This window comes from Kosakonia beeri (genome assembly GCF_054165705.1).
The window spans coordinates 1,600,769-1,618,450 of the sequence record NZ_CM135106.1; the positions used below are offsets into that span (position 1 = coordinate 1,600,769).

A 17,682-nucleotide genomic window follows, 5' to 3' on the forward strand; every position below is an offset into this window, starting at 1 on the left:
TTTTTCATTGCCGTTGCGGGCTTTGCGTTTTACCGCTACCTTAACTTCACTCTTTTTTATCTTCCACGTGGCGGAGTTTCCCCAGGTTGAAATACCTTGTCTCTTTTCGCAGTACCCTGAAAGTCTCCCGCTATCTGTTCAGGGCGCTGGCGCTATTGCTTTGGCTACTTATTGCCTTTTTCTCTGTCTTTTACATCGTTAATGCTCTGCATGACAAAGAGTCGGAAATTCGCCAGGAGTTTAATTTAAGCTCCGATCAGGCGCAGCGCTACATTCAGCGCACCTCAGACGTCATGAAAGAACTGAAGTACATTGCTGAAAACCGCCTGACGGCGGAAAACGGCATTCTGACTTCCCGTAACCGCGACGATAAAACGGCCGTGCCGACCTTCTCACCGCTATTCCCGGACTCCGACTGCTCGGCAATGGGCACTTCATGGCGTGGTTCACTGGAGTCGCTGGCGTGGTTTATGCGCTACTGGCGCGATAATTTCTCTGCTGCCTACGATCTCAACCGTGTTTTTCTCATTGGCAGCGATAATCTCTGCATGGCGGACTTCGGCCTGCGCGATCTGCCTGTGGAGCGGGATGATACGCTGAAAAGCCTGCATGAACGGATTGTGAAATACCGTAACGCGCCGCAGGATGAACGCAGCAATAACCTCTACTGGATGACTCAGGGGCCACGTCCGGGGATTGGTTATTTCTACGCCCTGACGCCGGTGTATCTTGGGAATCGTCTGCAGGCACTGTTGGGTACGGAACAATCCATTCGTATGGAAAACTTCTTTACCCCAGGCAGCCTGCCGATGGGCGTAACGATTCTGGATGAAAGCGGGCATTCGCTGATTTCTCTCACCGGTCAGGATAGCGGCATTACCGCCGATCCGCGCTGGCTTCAGGAGCGTACCTGGTTCGGTTATACCTCCGGCTTTCGTGAGCTGATCCTGAAAAAGAGCCTGCCGCCGTCATCGTTGAGTGTGGTCTACTCCGTGCCGGTTGATATGGTGCTGGAACGCATTCGGATGCTGATCCTTAATGCGGTGTTGCTCAATGTGCTGGTCGGGGTCGCGTTGTTTACCCTGGCGCGTATGTATGAACGGCGCATCTTTATTCCGGCGGAAAATGATGCCCAGCGGCTGGAAGAGCATGAGCAATTCAACCGCAAAATTGTCGCCTCTGCGCCGGTCGGTATCTGTATTTTGCGCACCCAGGATGGGACTAACATCCTCAGTAATGAGCTGGCGCATAACTACCTGAATATGTTGACGCACGAGGATCGGCAGCGGCTTACGCAAATCATCTGTGGCCAGCAGGTCAATTTTGTCGATGTTCTGACCAGCAATAATACCAACCTGCAAATCAGCTTTGTGCATTCACGCTATCGTAATGAAAACGTGGCGATTTGCGTGCTTGTGGATGTCTCCGCCCGCGTGAAAATGGAAGAGTCACTGCAGGAGATGGCGCAGGCGGCAGAACAGGCGAGCCAGTCGAAGTCAATGTTCCTCGCGACCGTCAGCCATGAACTCCGCACACCGCTATATGGCATTATCGGTAACCTTGATCTGCTGCAAACCAAAGAGCTGCCGAAAGGCGTTGATCGACTGGTTACGGCAATGAATAACTCGTCGAGCCTGCTGCTGAAAATCATCAGCGATATTCTCGACTTCTCGAAAATTGAATCGGAACAGCTGAAGATTGAACCGCGTGAGTTTTCGCCGCGGGAAGTGATGAGCCATATCACCGCCAACTATCTGCCGCTGGTGGTGCGCAAGCAACTGGGTCTTTACTGTTTTATCGAACCCAACGTCCCCGCGACGCTGAATGGCGATCCGATGCGTTTGCAGCAGGTGATCTCAAACCTGTTGAGTAACGCCATTAAGTTTACGGATATCGGCTGCATTATTTTGCATGTCCAGTGTGATGATAATTACCTGAGCATTCGTGTGCGTGATACCGGCGTCGGGATCCCGGGCAAAGAGGTGGTACGGCTGTTTGATCCGTTCTTTCAGGTGGGGACTGGGGTGCAGCGCAATTTCCAGGGAACCGGGCTGGGGCTGGCCATTTGCGAGAAATTGATCAGCATGATGGACGGGGATATTTCGGTGGACACAGAACCGGGAATGGGCAGCCAGTTTACCATCCGCATTCCACTGTATGGCCGCGTGCCAGCGACGCCAGTCGAGGCTGATGGGCTGGTGGACACCTGTTGCTGGCTGTCCGTGCGTAATGCCTCGTTGTCGGGTTACCTTGAAAGCCTGTTGAAGTGGCAGGGTATCACGGTTAAGCACTATGACGGACGGGCGCTCGGTAACCAGGATACGCTGATCACCGATGATGAACTTTTATCGTCGTGGACCGGGCGCGCCGCCATTATTTTCTGTCGCCGCCATATTGGTATTCCGGTGGAACGGGCGCCGGGAGAGTGGCTGCACAGCGTAGCGTCGCCGCACGATCTGTTGGCGTTGCTGGGGCGCATTTACCGCGTACAGGTGGTCGAGCAGCAAACGGACAGTGCGTTGCCAGAAGCGAGCAGTGAAACGTCGCGCAACGACGACATGATGATCCTGGTCGTAGACGATCATCCAATTAACCGGCGCTTGCTGGCAGATCAGTTGGGATCGCTGGGTTATCAATGTAAAACCGCCAACGATGGCGTGGATGCGCTGAATGTGTTGAGTAAAAACCATATCGACATTGTACTCAGCGATGTCAACATGCCGAATATGGATGGTTATCGCTTAACGCAGCGAATTCGCCAGCTCGGACTGACGCTACCGGTTATTGGTGTGACGGCGAATGCGCTGGCGGAAGAGAAGCAGCGTTGTCTGGAGTCAGGTATGGACAGTTGCCTGTCAAAACCGGTGACGCTGGATGTGCTTAAACAGACCCTCGCTGCCTATGCCGCACGGGTTAGAAACAGTCGGATTTAGCGAAAGCAGATAAAAAGAACCCCGGCGAGTGCCGGGGTTGCGCAGTGATTACTCTTTTTCCGTCTGGGTAAGCGTAACGGAAGAGAGATAGTTCAGCAGCGCGATATCGTTATCAACGCCCAGTTTCATCATTGCTGATTTCTTCTGGCTACTGATGGTTTTAATACTGCGGTTCAGCTTTTTCGCGATTTCCGTGACCAGGAAACCTTCTGCGAACAGACGCAGCACTTCGCTCTCTTTCGGTGACAGACGTTTGTCGCCGTAACCGCCAGCGCTGATTTTCTCCAGCAGACGTGAAACGCTTTCCGGGGTAAATTTCTTGCCCTTCTGCAATGCGGCCAGCGCTTTCGGCAGATCCGTCGGCGCACCCTGTTTCAGCACAATACCTTCAATATCCAGATCCAGTACCGCACTAAGGATTGCCGGGTTATTGTTCATGGTCAGCACAATAATCGACAGGGTCGGGAAATGGCGTTTAATGTATTTGATCAGCGTAATGCCATCGCCATATTTGTCGCCAGGCATGGACAGATCGGTGATCAAGACATTTGCGTCGAGTTTCGGCAGGTTATTAATGAGCGCTGTAGAGTCTTCAAATTCACCGACTACATTGACCCATTCGATTTGTTCGAGTGACTTACGAATACCGAACAGTACAATCGGATGGTCATCGGCAATAATTACGTTCATATTGTTCATGTATTGGGCTACCTTGCTACAGCAAGCTCTTGACGTAAGCGTCAATGTCGCTGATGTAATTTTCTATGCCTGGAGCATCGGATTCACGAATTAATTGCTCCAGCGTTTCGCACAACTGCTTACCAGGTACCAGATTAAGCATGGCAAACACGCCTTTCAAGCGGTGTGCCGTCTGCGCCAGCGCAGCGAAGTCGTTCAGCGCCGACTCAGTATACAACCTCTTAACATCGTCGGGTACTGTGTCAACAAACAGCGCATAATAGCCGCTGGCATGGAGTTCGGCATTTTCATCGCCCCCCAAAGGCGACTCCGGTACTTCTTCCTGCGCCAGTTGCTCCTCAATAAGCTGCAATATTGCTCCCTGCATTGCATTGCTCATATTAAAGTTGACGCGCAATTGACCAGGGCCAATTTTCCGCACGCCAGCCTCATCATCGCTTAAAAGCAATCCTGAGGCAGTAAGATTAGACGGATTATCTGTCAAAAAGAGATCATATTCTTGACTTGATAAGCGCTCATCCGGGGAAATGCAGCTTGCGCCCCAGTTTTCCAACTGGCGCACGACAATATTGCGGATTTCGCTGGAAGTAACATCAATCATCGCCACCACGTCATCCAGCAATTTCTCTTCGCTTTCCGCCTGCTGCGCGCGGGCCGCCATTCTGACATGCAAAGAGTAGCGAGTACCCAGATCATCACGCGCTTTGATATTTAAATGCCCACCCAATTTCCTGGCCAGCTGATCGCAGAGCCAGAAGGTGAGAGCGTTGGCTTTACCGTATTGATCGCCCTGTGTGGCATTGAGGAACGGGAAGTGCAGATTATCGATTTCACTGGAGTTCACCCCAACGCCGGTGTCCAGAATGCGGAACGTCAGACGATCTTCTGCCGACTCGTCCATATTCACTTCGAGGGTGATTTTGCCCATCTGCGTGGTGGTTACCGCATATTGAATTAACAGCAACAAAATACGGCGGAGCGCATCACGATCGCCGTGACGTTCTTCATTAGCTGGCAGATGGTTGTTAATAAGCAACTGAAGTCCTTTGCGCTTAATAACAGGCAACATATCCGGTACCACTTCATCAATCAGATCCTGAATAGAGAACAGCGTCGGCGAACCTTTCCAACTGTCGTTCTCCAGCATATGCGCCAGTTGGATCTCATCAACAAGCTGTACAAGCCTGTCGGCGTGATCGGTGAGCAGATTGCCTTCCTGGCTTTGTAATGCCGCCGCTTCGCTGGCCAGCGCTTTTACGGGCTGTTTCAGCGCTTCGGCCATATTGCTCATAAAGGCGGAACGCCCCTGCTGGTTTTTCTCGTACAGGCGTTGTGCCTGTTTAAGCTTTTTATTCACCAGCACTTCGCGGTCCTGGTCGCGAATAATAAAGATTTGTGTGCGAGAAGCCACCTGGCTGCGAAACTGACGGATCTCGTACAGTTCGTTATTCACTGTCGCCTGGATCACACCCTGGTGTTGATCGGCCATGGCAGTAATATTTTGCAGATTCAGGTGTGGCAACAGATGATCGGCGATTTTATTACTCAGCACCGTGCGGTTTGCTTCCTGGTCGTGCACCAGCAGGCCAAGCGGTAACAGCGAGACAATCTCTTCATTAAAGGCACGCATGACGCGTAATTCATTGTTGGTGCCTGGCGGTGTCAGACTGTCAGTTTTGCGCCCTGGCTGGTGGCGAAAAGTGGCGTAGCCAAACAATGCCAGCGCCAGCAGACCAATGTTTAATAGCAAGGGCAGCAGGATATTTTGCAGCGTATCCAGCAGCAATGTGCCAAAAGGCACCTGCCAAATCAGGCGCAGGCCGGTTCCGCTGAGCGACGAAGAGATTTCGATTTTGGAACTGTTGAAATTCACAGACGCGCTGTCTGCCGCTTCTTTATCTTGTGTGCGGCTGGTGGGTTGTGCCGTGTCTGGATCGAGGCGGAAACTGTCCAGCGTCATTCCGGGCGGGATCAGGTCATTAATCGGTAGATCGAAGGCAACCACTGTCGCCAGGTGGCCCGGCTGATTAAAGGTGGTGCGCAGCGTAAAGTAATGGCCGTTTTGCCAGTCCAGTCGACGCAACGAAGAAAAACTCTCGCGTTCATCCAGCGCATTGGCTTGTTGCAGCATTTCTGCCCGGCGGGAGTCGACGAGGTTGCTGATGGTGTTGTCTTTAAAACCGGATGAGAGGTCTTTGAGCGGCAGTGTCGAAACCAGGATCATGCTGTTATCCTGGCCGTTAAGGTAATACATCGACCATGGCACCGTTTCCGCGCCCCACAGCGTATCCAGATAGGTAGAGATGCGCTGGGTCATTTCCAGCGTTGAGCTATCGTGGGAGCCGAAAATCAGCGCTTCGGTTTTGCGCCGGGGTTTTTCTAGATAGTAAACATCCTGCTTTAAACGCGTCTCTTGCAAACCTTCGCCCGATGCAGAAGAGGGCGCAGCGGCAATGTTGTCGTAAATCTGCCAGGTAGCATAACGCCAGGTGTCGATGCGTTTATGAATAGCGTGCGTCACATCGACAATTTGATAGCTTTTATCCTTCAGCAAGGCGTTAACCGCGCTTTGGATCATGACGCCCATCGTAACGAGCAGGACGATAATTAACAGAAGAAAGAAACGGGTTAAGTTGCCCGGTATAAGGGAAAATTTGCCAGGGATCATTGTGTCAGATTGACTCATTCGTGTGTGTAACCCGTTATGACAACACTGCCAGGACACTCAGCCGTTGCTGAGACAATGTTGCTGCCATGCCGTCAGAACCGCCTGTTGTGATGTGCGGTGTACTGATAGATGTTGTGCTGCTGAGTAGTGTACAGCAGGCAGTATATCGGTTAATCGATGAATTTCCAGATTCTCTTCACAGAGAGAGCCTGAAACATTCAGAGAGAACCTACTTCGCTAAACGTAGCGGTAAAAACGTACAGCACAACAGCTTTGTACAAATATTTACCGTTGCGCTGATAAAAGATCGCACGAAATAACAAGAAATTAATTACCGCTTTCGTGCAATAAGAAAAATCTGGCATGTTTGTTGATTAATTAATAGTCGTTACAAATAGTGATTATATGTAGATTGAAGTTCAGGTCGGGTAAAGAAAGGTAAAAAAAAACCGAATGCAGGGCATCCGGTCATAAGAGGGGTAAACAGACATTCAGATTCGAATGACGGTAATAAATAAAGTTAATGATGATAGCGATGATTATATTAGTTGCGATCGACGAGGCGGGTTTTGCAATCAGTGCTATAAAGTTCTTTCTGGTTAACTTGCTGTTTTATAATATTTTTTATGTATTTTTTGATTATTAGTGCCTTATTTTTTGGCTATTTGTGCTAAAAAAAGTTCCCTCGAATTTACATCATGAAACATCTCTCAAGAAATATGAAACATCTTCAAAGTTTTCGTATCATATTCTTGTTGGATTATTCTGCTTTTTTAGGGAGAATGAATTTGCCAGCTGATTAGAGGGTTGATCAGCAAGCAGTGGCAATAAAAATGCATATAACAGAGGGTTAATAAAATGAAAGTTAAAGTACTGTCCCTCCTGGTACCGGCTCTGCTGGTAGCAGGCGCAGCAAATGCGGCTGAAATTTATAACAAAGATGGCAACAAATTAGATCTGTACGGTAAAGTCGACGGCCTGCACTATTTCTCTGATGATAAAGGCTCTGATGGCGATCAGACTTACGTGCGTTTTGGCTTCAAAGGCGAAACACAGGTAAACGATCAGGTAACTGGTTACGGCCAGTGGGAATACAACGTTCAGGCGAACGACACGGAATCATCCAGCAACCAGGCATGGACCCGTCTGGCATTCGCAGGTATCCGCGTTGCTGATGCCGGTTCTTTCGACTACGGTCGTAACTACGGCGTCATTTACGACGTGACTTCCTGGACTGACGTTCTGCCGGAATTCGGCGGCGACACCTACGGTTCAGACAACTTCCTGCAATCCCGTGCTAACGGCGTTGCAACCTACCGTAACACCGACTTCTTCGGGCTGGTTGATGGCCTGAACTTTGCTCTGCAGTACCAGGGCAAAAACGGTAGCGTAAGCGGTGAAAACAGCTCCGGCCGCAGCACCCTGAAACAAAACGGCGACGGTTACGGCGCAGCACTGACTTACGATCTGGGCGCAGGCTTCAGCGTTGGTGGTGCAATGTCTTCTTCCCGTCGTACTGCTGACCAGAACGCAACCAACAATGCTGCACTGTACGGCGAAGGCGACCGCGCAGAAGTATACAGCGGCGGCCTGAAATACGATGCCAACAATATTTACCTGGCGGCACAGTACTCTCAGACCTATAACGCAACCCGTTTCGGTACGTCTAACGGCTCCAGCCCGTCCACCGCTTATGGTTTTGCTAACAAAGCGCAAAACTTCGAAGTGGTTGCTCAGTACCAGTTCGACTTCGGTCTGCGTCCGTCTATTGCTTACCTGCAGTCCAAAGGTAAAGACATCACCAACAATACCGGCACAGTTAACTTCGGCGATCAGGATATCCTGAAATACATCGATGTTGGCGCGACCTACTACTTCAACAAAAACATGTCCACCTACGTTGATTACAAAATCAACCTGCTGGATGACAATGACTTTACCCGCGCTGCCGGTATCACCACCGACAACGTTGTGGCACTGGGCCTGGTTTACCAGTTCTAAGTTAGCCACGTACACTGCTCAGGGGCCGAAAGGCCCCTTTTTATTACCGCTATCTTTTCAACCCTGCGTTTTGGTGTACCCTTGCCGCCATTAAAAGGAGAGAACACATAATGGCGATGACATTTCTTCGTGCGGGTTTGACCGCGGCACTGTTATTCCTGGTCGGGTGCGACACCGCGCCTCAGGTTAAGCCGACCGTGCTGGAAGGCAAAACCATGGGCACCTCATGGCGTGTCAGTCTGGTCGATATCAACCCGCAGCAGGCTCAGGCCTTAGCACAAAAAATTCAGGCACAACTGGATGCCGACGATCGATTGCTCTCAACCTGGAAAAATGACTCTGCCCTGATGCGTTTTAACCATGCCGCGAGCACGGCGCCCTGGCCGGTTAGCCCGGAAATGGCGGATATTGTCACCACCTCATTGCGGGTTGGGGAAAAAACTGACGGCGCGATGGACATAACGGTCGGGCCGCTGGTCAATTTATGGGGTTTTGGGCCGGATAAGCAGCCGGTTAAAACGCCGGATCAGGCGCAAATAGACGCCGCAAAAGCGCGCACGGGCCTGCAACACCTGAGCGTGATTAATCGCGCCGGCGAGCAATTCCTGCAAAAGGATCTGCCCGATCTGTTTGTCGATTTGTCGACCGTTGGCGAAGGATACGCAGCCGACCATCTGGCGCGCCTGATGGAACAGGAAGGCATTGCCCGTTATCTGGTGTCGGTAGGTGGGGCGCTCGCCAGTCGCGGCATGAACGCGCAGGGGCAGCCATGGCGCGTGGCTATCCAAAAACCGACCGATAAAGAAAATGCCGTCCAGGCGGTGGTAGATATTAACGGTCACGGCATTAGCACTTCAGGCAGTTATCGCAACTATTATGAACTGGATGGCAAACGTATCTCGCACATTATCGACCCACGAACCGGGCAGCCGATCCAACATGCGCTGGTGTCGGTGACGGTGATTGCCCCTACGGCGCTGGAGGCGGATACCTGGGATACCGGCCTGATGGTGCTGGGTACAGAACGGGCAAAAGAGGTGGTACAACGAGAAAAACTGGCGGTGTTTATGATCATGAAGCAGGGCGAAGGCTTTACCACCTGGATGTCACCGCAGTTTGCCTCTTTCCTGGTTAGCGAAAAGAATTAAAGCGCAAGATTGCGGGTGTCGTATGGCAAGCTAACGGGCACAGTAAGGCTAAGCTTAAACGAGGAGCCTGAAATGAACGACACGTTTGTAGCAGATGAACAGCGCTGGCAGGCGGTTCTGGCGCGTAACCCGGAGGCCGATGATCAGTTTGTTTTCGCCGTACTGACCACCGGGATTTTTTGCCGTCCCTCCTGCACGGCGCGCCATGCCCTGCGGCAAAATGTGCGCTTTTACCCGGATGCGGGCCACGCGGCGGCGGCCGGATTCCGTCCGTGCAAGCGTTGCCAGCCGGATAAGGCGCACCCGCAGCAACAGCGGCTGGAGAAAATCGCCCGTGCCTGCCGTCTGCTGGAACAAGAGCAACCGATCACGCTGGCTGCGCTGGCGGAACAGCTAGCCATGAGTCCTTATCATTTTCACCGCCTGTTTAAATCCATTACCGGGATGACGCCAAAAGCCTGGCAACTGGCTTTTCGCGCCCGGCGTCTGCGGGCCCGGCTTGCGGAAAACGAAACCGTGACTGGCGCTGTGCTGGCTGCAGGTTTCCCGGATAGCAGCAGTTATTACCGCCATGCAGACGCCTCGCTGGGAATGACCGCCAGGCAGTTTCGCCGGGGCGGGGAGGCGATCGCGGTTTGCTATACCGTGAGCGAGTGTTCACTGGGGCGATGTCTGGTGGCTGAGAGTGAGCGGGGGATTTGTGCCATTTTGCTGGCCGACAGTGATGAGCAGTTGATGACAGAACTGGCGGGGCTTTTTCCGCATGCCCAGCGTGAACAAGGCAGTGCAGAATTTATACAACGCGTCACCCAGGTTATCCATCGCCTGGAAAATGCCGATAGTCCGTTCAGCTTGCCGCTGGATCTACGTGGCACGGCATTCCAGTTACAGGTTTGGCAGGCGTTGCGTGAGATCCCTGCGGGTGAAACGCTAAGTTATCAGGCGCTGGCGCAGAAGATAGGCAAGCCCGGCGCGGTTCGCGCAGTTGCCAGCGCCTGCGCGGCGAATAAACTGGCGATTATTGTGCCATGCCATCGCGTGGTACGCGGCGATGGCGCGATCTCTGGCTATCGTTGGGGAACAGCGCGTAAAGCACTGTTGCTGAAACGCGAAACGAAGAAAGAGGAGACCTGATGCTCGATCTGTTTGCCGATCATGAACCCTGGCAGGAGCCGCTGGCGAGCGGGGCGGTGGTGTTGCGACGATTTGCCCTGCCGCATGTCGAAGCCCTGATGCGAGGCATTGCAGCCGTAACCAGTCAGTCGCCGTTGCGCCATATGGTGACGCCAGGCGGTTATACCATGTCCGTGGCGATGACCAACTGCGGCTCGCTCGGCTGGACCACCGATCAACGCGGTTATCTGTATGCCCCGATCGATCCGCAAACCCGGCAACCCTGGCCGGCGATGCCTGAAGCATTCCGGCTGCTTTGCCAGCAGGCCAGTAGCGCTGCGGGCTACCCGGATTTCCGCCCGGACGCCTGTTTAATAAATCGCTATGCCCCGGGCGCAAAATTGTCGCTGCATCAGGATAAGGATGAGCCAGACCTGCGTGCACCCATTGTTTCGGTTTCTCTCGGCTTACCGGCCATCTTCCAGTTTGGCGGAATTAAGCGAAACGATCCGCTACAGCGGTTGATGCTTGAACACGGGGATATCGTGGTGTGGGGCGGCGAATCGCGGCTCTTTTATCACGGTATTGCGCCGCTGAAGGGGGGGTATCACCCGGTGACCGGCGAATGTCGTTATAACCTGACGTTTCGCCAGGCCAGTCCCGCTAAACAAAAATAAGAATTATTCTTGATGTAAAACGACAGCCGTTTAAACTGCTGGCTGTTTTTGTTGACCGGGTCGTTTTATGGAACTCCTCCTTCTTGTCTGGCGGCAGTACCGCTGGCCATTTGTGGCTGTGTTGATGCTCTCACTGGCCAGCGCGGCATTTGGCATCGGACTCATTGCCTTTATTAACCAGCGGTTAATCGAAACGGTGGATTTGTCGCTCACCGTGTTGCCGGAATTTTTGGGGCTATTGCTGTTGCTGATGGCGGTCACACTGGGATCGCAGCTGGCGCTGACCACGCTCGGCCACCATTTTGTCTTCCGGTTGCGTAGCGAATTTATCAAGCGCATCCTGGATACGCCGGTTGAACGTATTGAACAACTGGGCAGCGCCTCGCTGCTGGCTGGGCTGACCAGCGATGTCCGTAATATCACCATTGCTTTCGTCCGTTTGCCTGAGTTAGTACAAGGCATCATTCTGACCATCGGATCGTCTCTCTACCTGGCGACCCTCTCCGGCAAAATGTTGCTGATCACCGCGTTGTGGATGGCACTGACCATCTGGGGTGGTTTTATGCTGGTTTCCCGCGTGTATAAGCACATGGCAACGCTACGTGAAACGGAAGATAAGCTGTATAACGATTTCCAGACCGTGCTGGAAGGGCGCAAAGAGCTGAACCTGAACCGCGAACGAGCTCAACATATCTTTGAAAAGATGTACCTGCCGGACGCCCGCGAGTATCGCCACCACATTATCCGTGCCGACACCTTCCACCTGAGCGCGGTCAACTGGTCAAACATCATGATGCTGGGTGCCATTGGCCTGGTCTTCTGGATGGCAAACAGTCTGGGCTGGGCGGACACCAACGTGGCGGCGACCTATTCCTTAACGCTGCTATTCCTGCGCACGCCGTTGCTCTCGGCTGTAGGCGCACTGCCCACATTATTGAGCGCGCAGGTCGCGTTTAATAAGCTGAAACAATTTGCGCTGGCGCCCTGGCAGGCGGAATTCCCGCGCCCGCAGGCGTTCCCGAACTGGCAAACGCTGGAGCTGCGCGATGTGACCTTCAACTATCAGGATAACGACTTTGCCATTGGCCCGGTCAACATGACGCTGCAGCGTGGTGAATTGGTGTTCCTGATCGGCGGTAACGGCAGCGGTAAGTCGACGCTGGCGATGCTACTCACCGGACTTTATCAGCCGGTTTCCGGCCAGATCCTGCTTGATGGCAAACCCATGGCGCACGACCGGCCGGAGGATTACCGCAAACTGTTCTCAGCGGTGTTCACCGATGTCTGGTTGTTTGACACGCTGCTTGGGCCGGAAGGCAATCCGGCCGATCCGGCGCTGGTGGCTAAGTGGCTGGAACAGCTGAAAATGTCACACAAGCTGGAGCTGAACAACGGCAAGATCCTCAACCTGAAGCTGTCAAAAGGGCAGAAAAAGCGCGTTGCGTTGCTGCTGGCGCTTGCTGAAGAGCGCGATATCTTGCTGCTTGACGAATGGGCTGCCGACCAGGATCCGCACTTCCGCCGTGATTTTTACCAGGTATTGCTGCCGCTGATGCAGCAGATGGGAAAAACCATTTTCGCCATCAGCCATGACGACCATTACTTCACTCATGCCGATCGTCTACTGGAAATGCGCGATGGTCAACTGACGGAACTGGTCGGCGAAGAGCGTGAAAAAGCCTCCCGCGATGCGGTAGCCCGCACTGCCTGATGTTTACAGCCCCCTTGTTTTGCGGGGCTTTGCTGATTTTTTGCCCGAACGCCCCCGCGGTTTATTATTTTTTACAAAGCCTGCCGCTATGCTTAATGCTGTCCAGCTTCGCTGTGCCGGAGCGTTTTGCCATTCAGAGATAGCTCAATGTCAGTTACCAAGAAAAACAGCGTCAAACTGCGTGATGAGGAACGAGCTCGTCTGATTTGGCTGCTGACCACGCATAAAGCCCTTACGGCGGCACTGCTGGGGGAAGTTTCCCCCATCGAACAGCTCGACAGTGAAGCGCTTGAGCAGGATCTGGTCGAAGTCCGGGCGCTTGCTGCCCACCTGCCGCCACCGGATCTGGCCGATACGCTTGAGGCGTTGCCGGTTGATGAGCGCCACGCCTTATGGCGGCTGGTGGAGGATGATAAGCGTGGCAAAGTGCTGCTCGAAGCTTCGGAAAACGTCTGGGGCGATCTGATTGACGAGATGAGTGACCGGGCATTACTCGATACGCTGGAAACCCTCGACATTAATGATCAAATCTGGCTGGTGCAGAATCTGCCGCGTAACCTGACCGGCAGGTTAATGGCGACGTTGCCTCCAGCGGAACGTGCGCGTGTCCGGCAGGTGATGCGTTACGGCAAAAACTGCGTTGGTGCGATCATGGAGTTCGAGGTGATCACCGTACGTTCGGAAGTGACGCTGGCGGCAGTGCAACGCTATTTGCGACGGCTGGGCAAGATGCCCGAAAACACCGACAAACTGTTTGTTATTGGGCGGGATAACCGTCTGACAGGCGAACTGGGGCTACAAACAATATTGCTGAATGCTGCGGGCAAGCGGGTCAGCGAAGTGATGGATGCCGACCCGGTGAGTTTCTCGCCGGAAGATGAAGCAGAAAAAGTCGCCCGCACCTTTGAACGTGACAACCTGCTTAGCGCTGCCGTGGTAGACAATGATGGCATGCTGATGGGGCGTCTGACCATCGATGAGATTGTCGATGTGGTGTATGAAGAGACGGATAACGATTTGCGTCAGATGAGCGGCCTCAGCACGGAAGAGGATGTTTTTGCGCCGGTGAGTAAAGCAGTGAAGACCCGTTGGGTCTGGCTGGCGACCAATTTATGCACGGCCTTTATTGCCTCGCGAGTGATTGACGGCTTCGAACATACCATTTCACAACTGGTGGCGCTGGCATCATTAATGCCGATTGTCGCTGGTATCGGGGGGAATACGGGTAATCAGACCATTACCATGATTGTTCGTGCGCTGGCAGTTCAGAACATTCAGCCGGGCAACATTACCTTCCTGATCCTGCGTGAGATGGGGGTGGCGTTAATCAACGGACTGGTGTGGGGCGGGATTATGGGCGGTGTCACCTGGTGGCTGTATGACGATGCAGCGCTCGGCGGCGTCATGACGCTGGCAATGGTGCTGAACCTGCTAATGGCTGCGCTCATGGGGGTCTTGATCCCGATGATGATGACCCGACTGGGACGCGACCCGGCTGTCGGCTCAAGCGTGATGATCACGGCTATCACCGATACCGGGGGCTTCTTTATTTTTCTTGGGCTGGCGACGATTTTTCTGCTGTAGCGCCTGCTGTGCTGCGCCATTTCGCTGGTGTTAACGCCAGCGTTATCAGCCCGGCGGCGACACCAATTGCCAGATTACCGGTGCTGACAGTGGCCGCGACTGTCACCAGCATAACTACCGTTTCAACCAGGGGCGCCCGTTTCAGCGTGGCAGGTTGCAGGCTGCCCCAGTTAAAGGTTTTAAATGCCACAATCACCATAATCCCCGCCAGGACTGCCATTGGGATTTTCGCCATCACTTCACTTAGCGCGGTGACCAGCAGCAGTAAAACCAGACCTGCAGCCACCGTTGACAGACGGGTGCGGCCTTTACCCATCTCCACATTGACAATGGTCTGCCCAATCATCGCGCAGCCGGCAATACCGCCATAACAGCCCGCCAGGATATTCGCAATGCCCAGCCCGGTGCTTTCCCGCCCTTTGGCGGAGGGCGTGTGGGTGAGATCGTCGACCAGTTTGGCGGTCAGCAACGACTCCATTAACCCGACAAAAGCGATGCTTAACGCGCACGGCCAGACGATGCTCAGGGTGTGCAGATCAAACGGTACCAACCATGGCGTCAGGCCTGGCAGGCCACCACGCAGTGATCCTTCATCGCCAACGGTGGGCAATAACTGGCCCGAGAACACGGTGAAGGCGGTTAATAACACAATGGCAATAAGCGGCGAGGGGATGCTTTTAACCCAACGCGGCAGCCACAGCACAATCAGCAGCGTTAGCACGAACAGTGCCAGTATCAGCGGGTCGCGGCGCCAGAAGTGGGGAACCTGGGCGAAGAAAATCAGGATACCGAGCGCGTTCACAAAACCGGTCATCACAGCATGCGGAATAAAGCGCATCAGGCGCGCCATTCCGGTCAGGCCGAACACAATCTGGATGGCACCTGCAAGTAACACCGCAGGTAAAATGTATTCCACCCCGTTCTGATGAACCATCGGTCCGATAACCAGAGCGACTGACCCTGCGGCAGCCGTGACCATTGCCGGACGTCCGCCCAGTAATGACATACCCAGGCACAGCACGACGGAGGCGATCAGACTGACTTTGGGATCAACGCCCGCAATCACCGAGAAGGAGATAACTTCCGGGATCAGTGCTAATGCGGTCAGGACTCCGGCCAGCACTTCGCGGCTGAACAGTTGCGGCGACCGCAGGACGTGGCTGAGTTGATGAGCAGAAAGAGGGGTTTTTTCGGTCATAAGGATCCGCGGGTGAGTCTTGCCATCATGATGCAGGCAAACGGCATCCATGCGATTGGCAAAGCGCAGGATGATAGCAGATTTCACCCGCTAAAGACCAGCAATAAGTGTTAAAACTAATGCAAAAAATCAACTTATTAGTAACATTTATACAATGGAAATTTAATGATTAAACATTATTTAAATCTCAGATTTTAAGTGCTACGTTAAGAGCGCTAACGACTTTACCCTCAATAAATGCGAATAAAGCAGCACTAAAAGTAAGGCAATGACAACATGAAAAAAATGACTGCCAGACTGTTTTCGATGGCTGTCGGGCTAAATGCTGTCTCGAAAGCAGCAAAAGGTTCCGCATCGAAAGAGCAGGAAACAGATGTGCTTTTAATTGGTGGTGGGATCATGAGCGCCACATTGGGAACCTGGCTTGCGGAGCTGGAGCCCGACTGGTCGATTACGATGGTAGAGCGGCTGGATGCCCTTGCGGAGGAGAGCTCCAACGGTTGGAACAATGCCGGTACCGGGCACGCCGCATTAATGGAACTGAACTACACGCCGCAAAGCGCGGATGGATCGATCAGTATCAAAAAAGCGATTGAAATCAACGAAGCGTTTCGTATTTCTCGCCAGTTTTGGGCGCACCAGGTGAAGACCGGTGTGCTGCGCGAACCGCGCTCCTTTATCAATACCGTACCGCATATGAGCCTGGTGTGGGGCGATGACAACGTTAACTTCCTGCGCGCCCGCTACAAAGCATTGCAGCAGAGTTCGCTGTTCCGCGGTATGCGCTATTCCGAAGACCCGCAACAGATAAAAAAATGGGCGCCGCTGGTGATGGAAGGGCGCGATGCAAAACAGAAAATTGCCGCGACACGCACCGAAATTGGCACTGATGTGAACTTCGGTGAACTGACCCGTCAGATGATTGGTTCGTTGCAGAAAAAAGAGAACTTCTCGCTGCAACTGGGCACCGAAGTGCGTGGCCTTAAACGCAATGCTGACAACAGCTGGACAGTGACACTGCATGCGCTAAAAGGCGGCGGTGAACAGGTCATTAAGGCGAAATTTATCTTTATTGGTGCCGGTGGCGCGGCGTTGAAGCTGTTGCAGGAATCCGGTATCCCGGAAGCGGCGGATTATGCCGGTTTCCCGGTGGGGGGGCAATTTCTGGTGTCGGAAAACCCGGAAGTGGTCAATCACCATCTGGCGAAAGTCTATGGCCAGGCTACTGTCGGCGCGCCGCCGATGTCTGTGCCGCATATTGATACGCGTATTATTGATGGCAAACGTGTCCTGCTGTTCGGGCCGTTCGCCACCTTCTCGACCCGCTTCCTGAAGAATGGTTCGCTGTGGGATTTGCTACGGTCGACCAACACCTCGAATCTGCTGCCCATGCTGACGGTGGGGATGACCAACTTCAGTCTGGTGAAATACCTGGTGAGCCAGGTGCTGCAAAATGAAGACGATCGCTTTGATGCGCTGCGCGAATATTACCCGCTGGCGATGAAAGAGGACTGGCGTTTGTGGCAGGCTGGTCAGCGTGTCCAGATCATCAAGCGCGAGCCGGGTAAGGGTGGGGTATTACGTTTAGGCACCGAAGTGGTGAGCGATAAGGAAGGGACGATTGCCGCGCTGCTGGGCGCATCGCCTGGCGCTTCTACCGCCGCGCCCATTATGCTGGAGCTGATGGAGAAAGTGTTCACCGAACGTTTTGCTTCTGAACGCTGGCAGGCAAAACTGAAGGAGATCATCCCTTCTTTTGGTACGGAGCTGAACGGCAATGTTGACGCTGCTGATGAAGAACTGCGTTACACCAGCGAGATCCTCGGGCTGAAATGCGACGAGTCACTGGTTGCCGATGTCACGCCGCCGGTGCAGAAACCGTTGGTGCATCCGCAGAGTGACAGTGAAACGGTGGCCGATATCGCCCTGTGAACTGAGTATCACTGTGAT

The 17,682-nt window shown here is 53.3% G+C and carries 11 protein-coding genes; 8 read left to right on the top strand and 3 right to left on the bottom strand.

Annotation, left to right across the window (positions count from 1 at the left end; genetic code table 11):
• Positions 1–86: 86 nt before the first annotated feature.
• Positions 87–2,933: a two-component system sensor histidine kinase RcsC gene (gene rcsC, locus ACUY4S_RS07715; RefSeq protein WP_312688008.1), complete on the top strand. Its 2,847-nt coding sequence runs from the start codon at positions 87–89 to the stop codon at positions 2,931–2,933.
• Positions 2,934–2,981: 48 nt separating this feature from the next.
• On the opposite strand, the gene rcsB is transcribed toward rcsC, so the two are convergent.
• Together rcsB and rcsD are read right to left on the bottom strand one after the other, a co-directional pair.
• Positions 2,982–3,632, bottom strand: a complete 651-nt coding sequence (gene rcsB / locus ACUY4S_RS07720) for a response regulator transcription factor RcsB (RefSeq protein WP_312688005.1) — start codon at positions 3,630–3,632, stop codon at positions 2,982–2,984.
• A gap of 16 nt (positions 3,633–3,648) precedes the next feature.
• A complete protein-coding gene (rcsD, locus tag ACUY4S_RS07725) occupies positions 3,649–6,318 on the bottom strand; it encodes a phosphotransferase RcsD (RefSeq protein ID WP_458024255.1) in 2,670 nt (889 codons plus the stop codon).
• Positions 6,319–7,158: 840 nt separating this feature from the next.
• Here rcsD and ACUY4S_RS07730 point away from each other — a divergent pair.
• The 6 genes from ACUY4S_RS07730 (at position 7,159) to mgtE (ending at position 14,534) form a co-directional block, all read left to right on the top strand.
• Positions 7,159–8,301: a porin OmpC gene (locus ACUY4S_RS07730; RefSeq protein WP_312687999.1), complete on the top strand. Its 1,143-nt coding sequence runs from the start codon at positions 7,159–7,161 to the stop codon at positions 8,299–8,301.
• Positions 8,302–8,411: 110 nt separating this feature from the next.
• Positions 8,412–9,449 (top strand): FAD:protein FMN transferase ApbE, encoded by a 1,038-nt coding sequence (gene apbE / locus ACUY4S_RS07735; protein WP_312687996.1) that lies wholly within the window; start codon positions 8,412–8,414, stop codon positions 9,447–9,449.
• Positions 9,450–9,521: 72 nt separating this feature from the next.
• Positions 9,522–10,583 (top strand): bifunctional DNA-binding transcriptional regulator/O6-methylguanine-DNA methyltransferase Ada, encoded by a 1,062-nt coding sequence (gene ada, locus ACUY4S_RS07740; protein WP_312687994.1) that lies wholly within the window; start codon positions 9,522–9,524, stop codon positions 10,581–10,583.
• A complete protein-coding gene (gene alkB, locus ACUY4S_RS07745) occupies positions 10,583–11,239 on the top strand; it encodes a DNA oxidative demethylase AlkB (RefSeq protein WP_312687992.1) in 657 nt (218 codons plus the stop codon). The genes ada and alkB overlap by 1 nt, the downstream gene beginning before the upstream one ends.
• Positions 11,240–11,306: 67 nt before the next feature.
• Positions 11,307–12,950: a multidrug ABC transporter permease/ATP-binding protein gene (locus ACUY4S_RS07750; RefSeq protein WP_458022694.1), complete on the top strand. Its 1,644-nt coding sequence runs from the start codon at positions 11,307–11,309 to the stop codon at positions 12,948–12,950.
• 147 nt (positions 12,951–13,097) lie between these two features.
• Complete coding sequence (mgtE, locus tag ACUY4S_RS07755) at positions 13,098–14,534, top strand: magnesium transporter (protein WP_312687988.1); 1,437 nt, start codon at positions 13,098–13,100, stop codon at positions 14,532–14,534.
• On the opposite strand, the gene ACUY4S_RS07760 is transcribed toward mgtE, so the two are convergent.
• Positions 14,497–15,732, bottom strand: coding sequence for a SulP family inorganic anion transporter (locus ACUY4S_RS07760; RefSeq protein ID WP_458022698.1), 1,236 nt, complete (start codon positions 15,730–15,732; stop codon positions 14,497–14,499). The genes mgtE and ACUY4S_RS07760 overlap by 38 nt on opposite strands.
• A gap of 276 nt (positions 15,733–16,008) precedes the next feature.
• Between ACUY4S_RS07760 and mqo the strand changes: the two genes are divergently transcribed.
• The gene (mqo, locus tag ACUY4S_RS07765; RefSeq protein WP_312687986.1) at positions 16,009–17,664 is read left to right on the top strand and encodes a malate dehydrogenase (quinone); all 1,656 of its coding nucleotides are present in this window, start codon (positions 16,009–16,011) and stop codon (positions 17,662–17,664) included.
• Positions 17,665–17,682: the final 18 nt, after the last annotated feature.

Bases quoted from the DNA above. Each gene is read 5' to 3' on its own strand.
- mqo (WP_312687986.1), top strand. From the start codon at position 16,009: ATGAAAAAAATGACTGCCAGACTGTTTTCGATGGCTGTCGGGCTAAAT.
- rcsB (WP_312688005.1), bottom strand. From the start codon at position 3,632: ATGAACAATATGAACGTAATTATTGCCGATGACCATCCGATTGTACTG.
- ACUY4S_RS07760 (WP_458022698.1), bottom strand. From the start codon at position 15,732: ATGACCGAAAAAACCCCTCTTTCTGCTCATCAACTCAGCCACGTCCTG.
- ada (WP_312687994.1), top strand. From the start codon at position 9,522: ATGAACGACACGTTTGTAGCAGATGAACAGCGCTGGCAGGCGGTTCTG.
- mgtE (WP_312687988.1), top strand. From the start codon at position 13,098: ATGTCAGTTACCAAGAAAAACAGCGTCAAACTGCGTGATGAGGAACGA.
- apbE (WP_312687996.1), top strand. From the start codon at position 8,412: ATGGCGATGACATTTCTTCGTGCGGGTTTGACCGCGGCACTGTTATTC.
- alkB (WP_312687992.1), top strand. From the start codon at position 10,583: ATGCTCGATCTGTTTGCCGATCATGAACCCTGGCAGGAGCCGCTGGCG.
- rcsD (WP_458024255.1), bottom strand. From the start codon at position 6,318: ATGAGTCAATCTGACACAATGATCCCTGGCAAATTTTCCCTTATACCG.
- ACUY4S_RS07750 (WP_458022694.1), top strand. From the start codon at position 11,307: ATGGAACTCCTCCTTCTTGTCTGGCGGCAGTACCGCTGGCCATTTGTG.
- ACUY4S_RS07730 (WP_312687999.1), top strand. From the start codon at position 7,159: ATGAAAGTTAAAGTACTGTCCCTCCTGGTACCGGCTCTGCTGGTAGCA.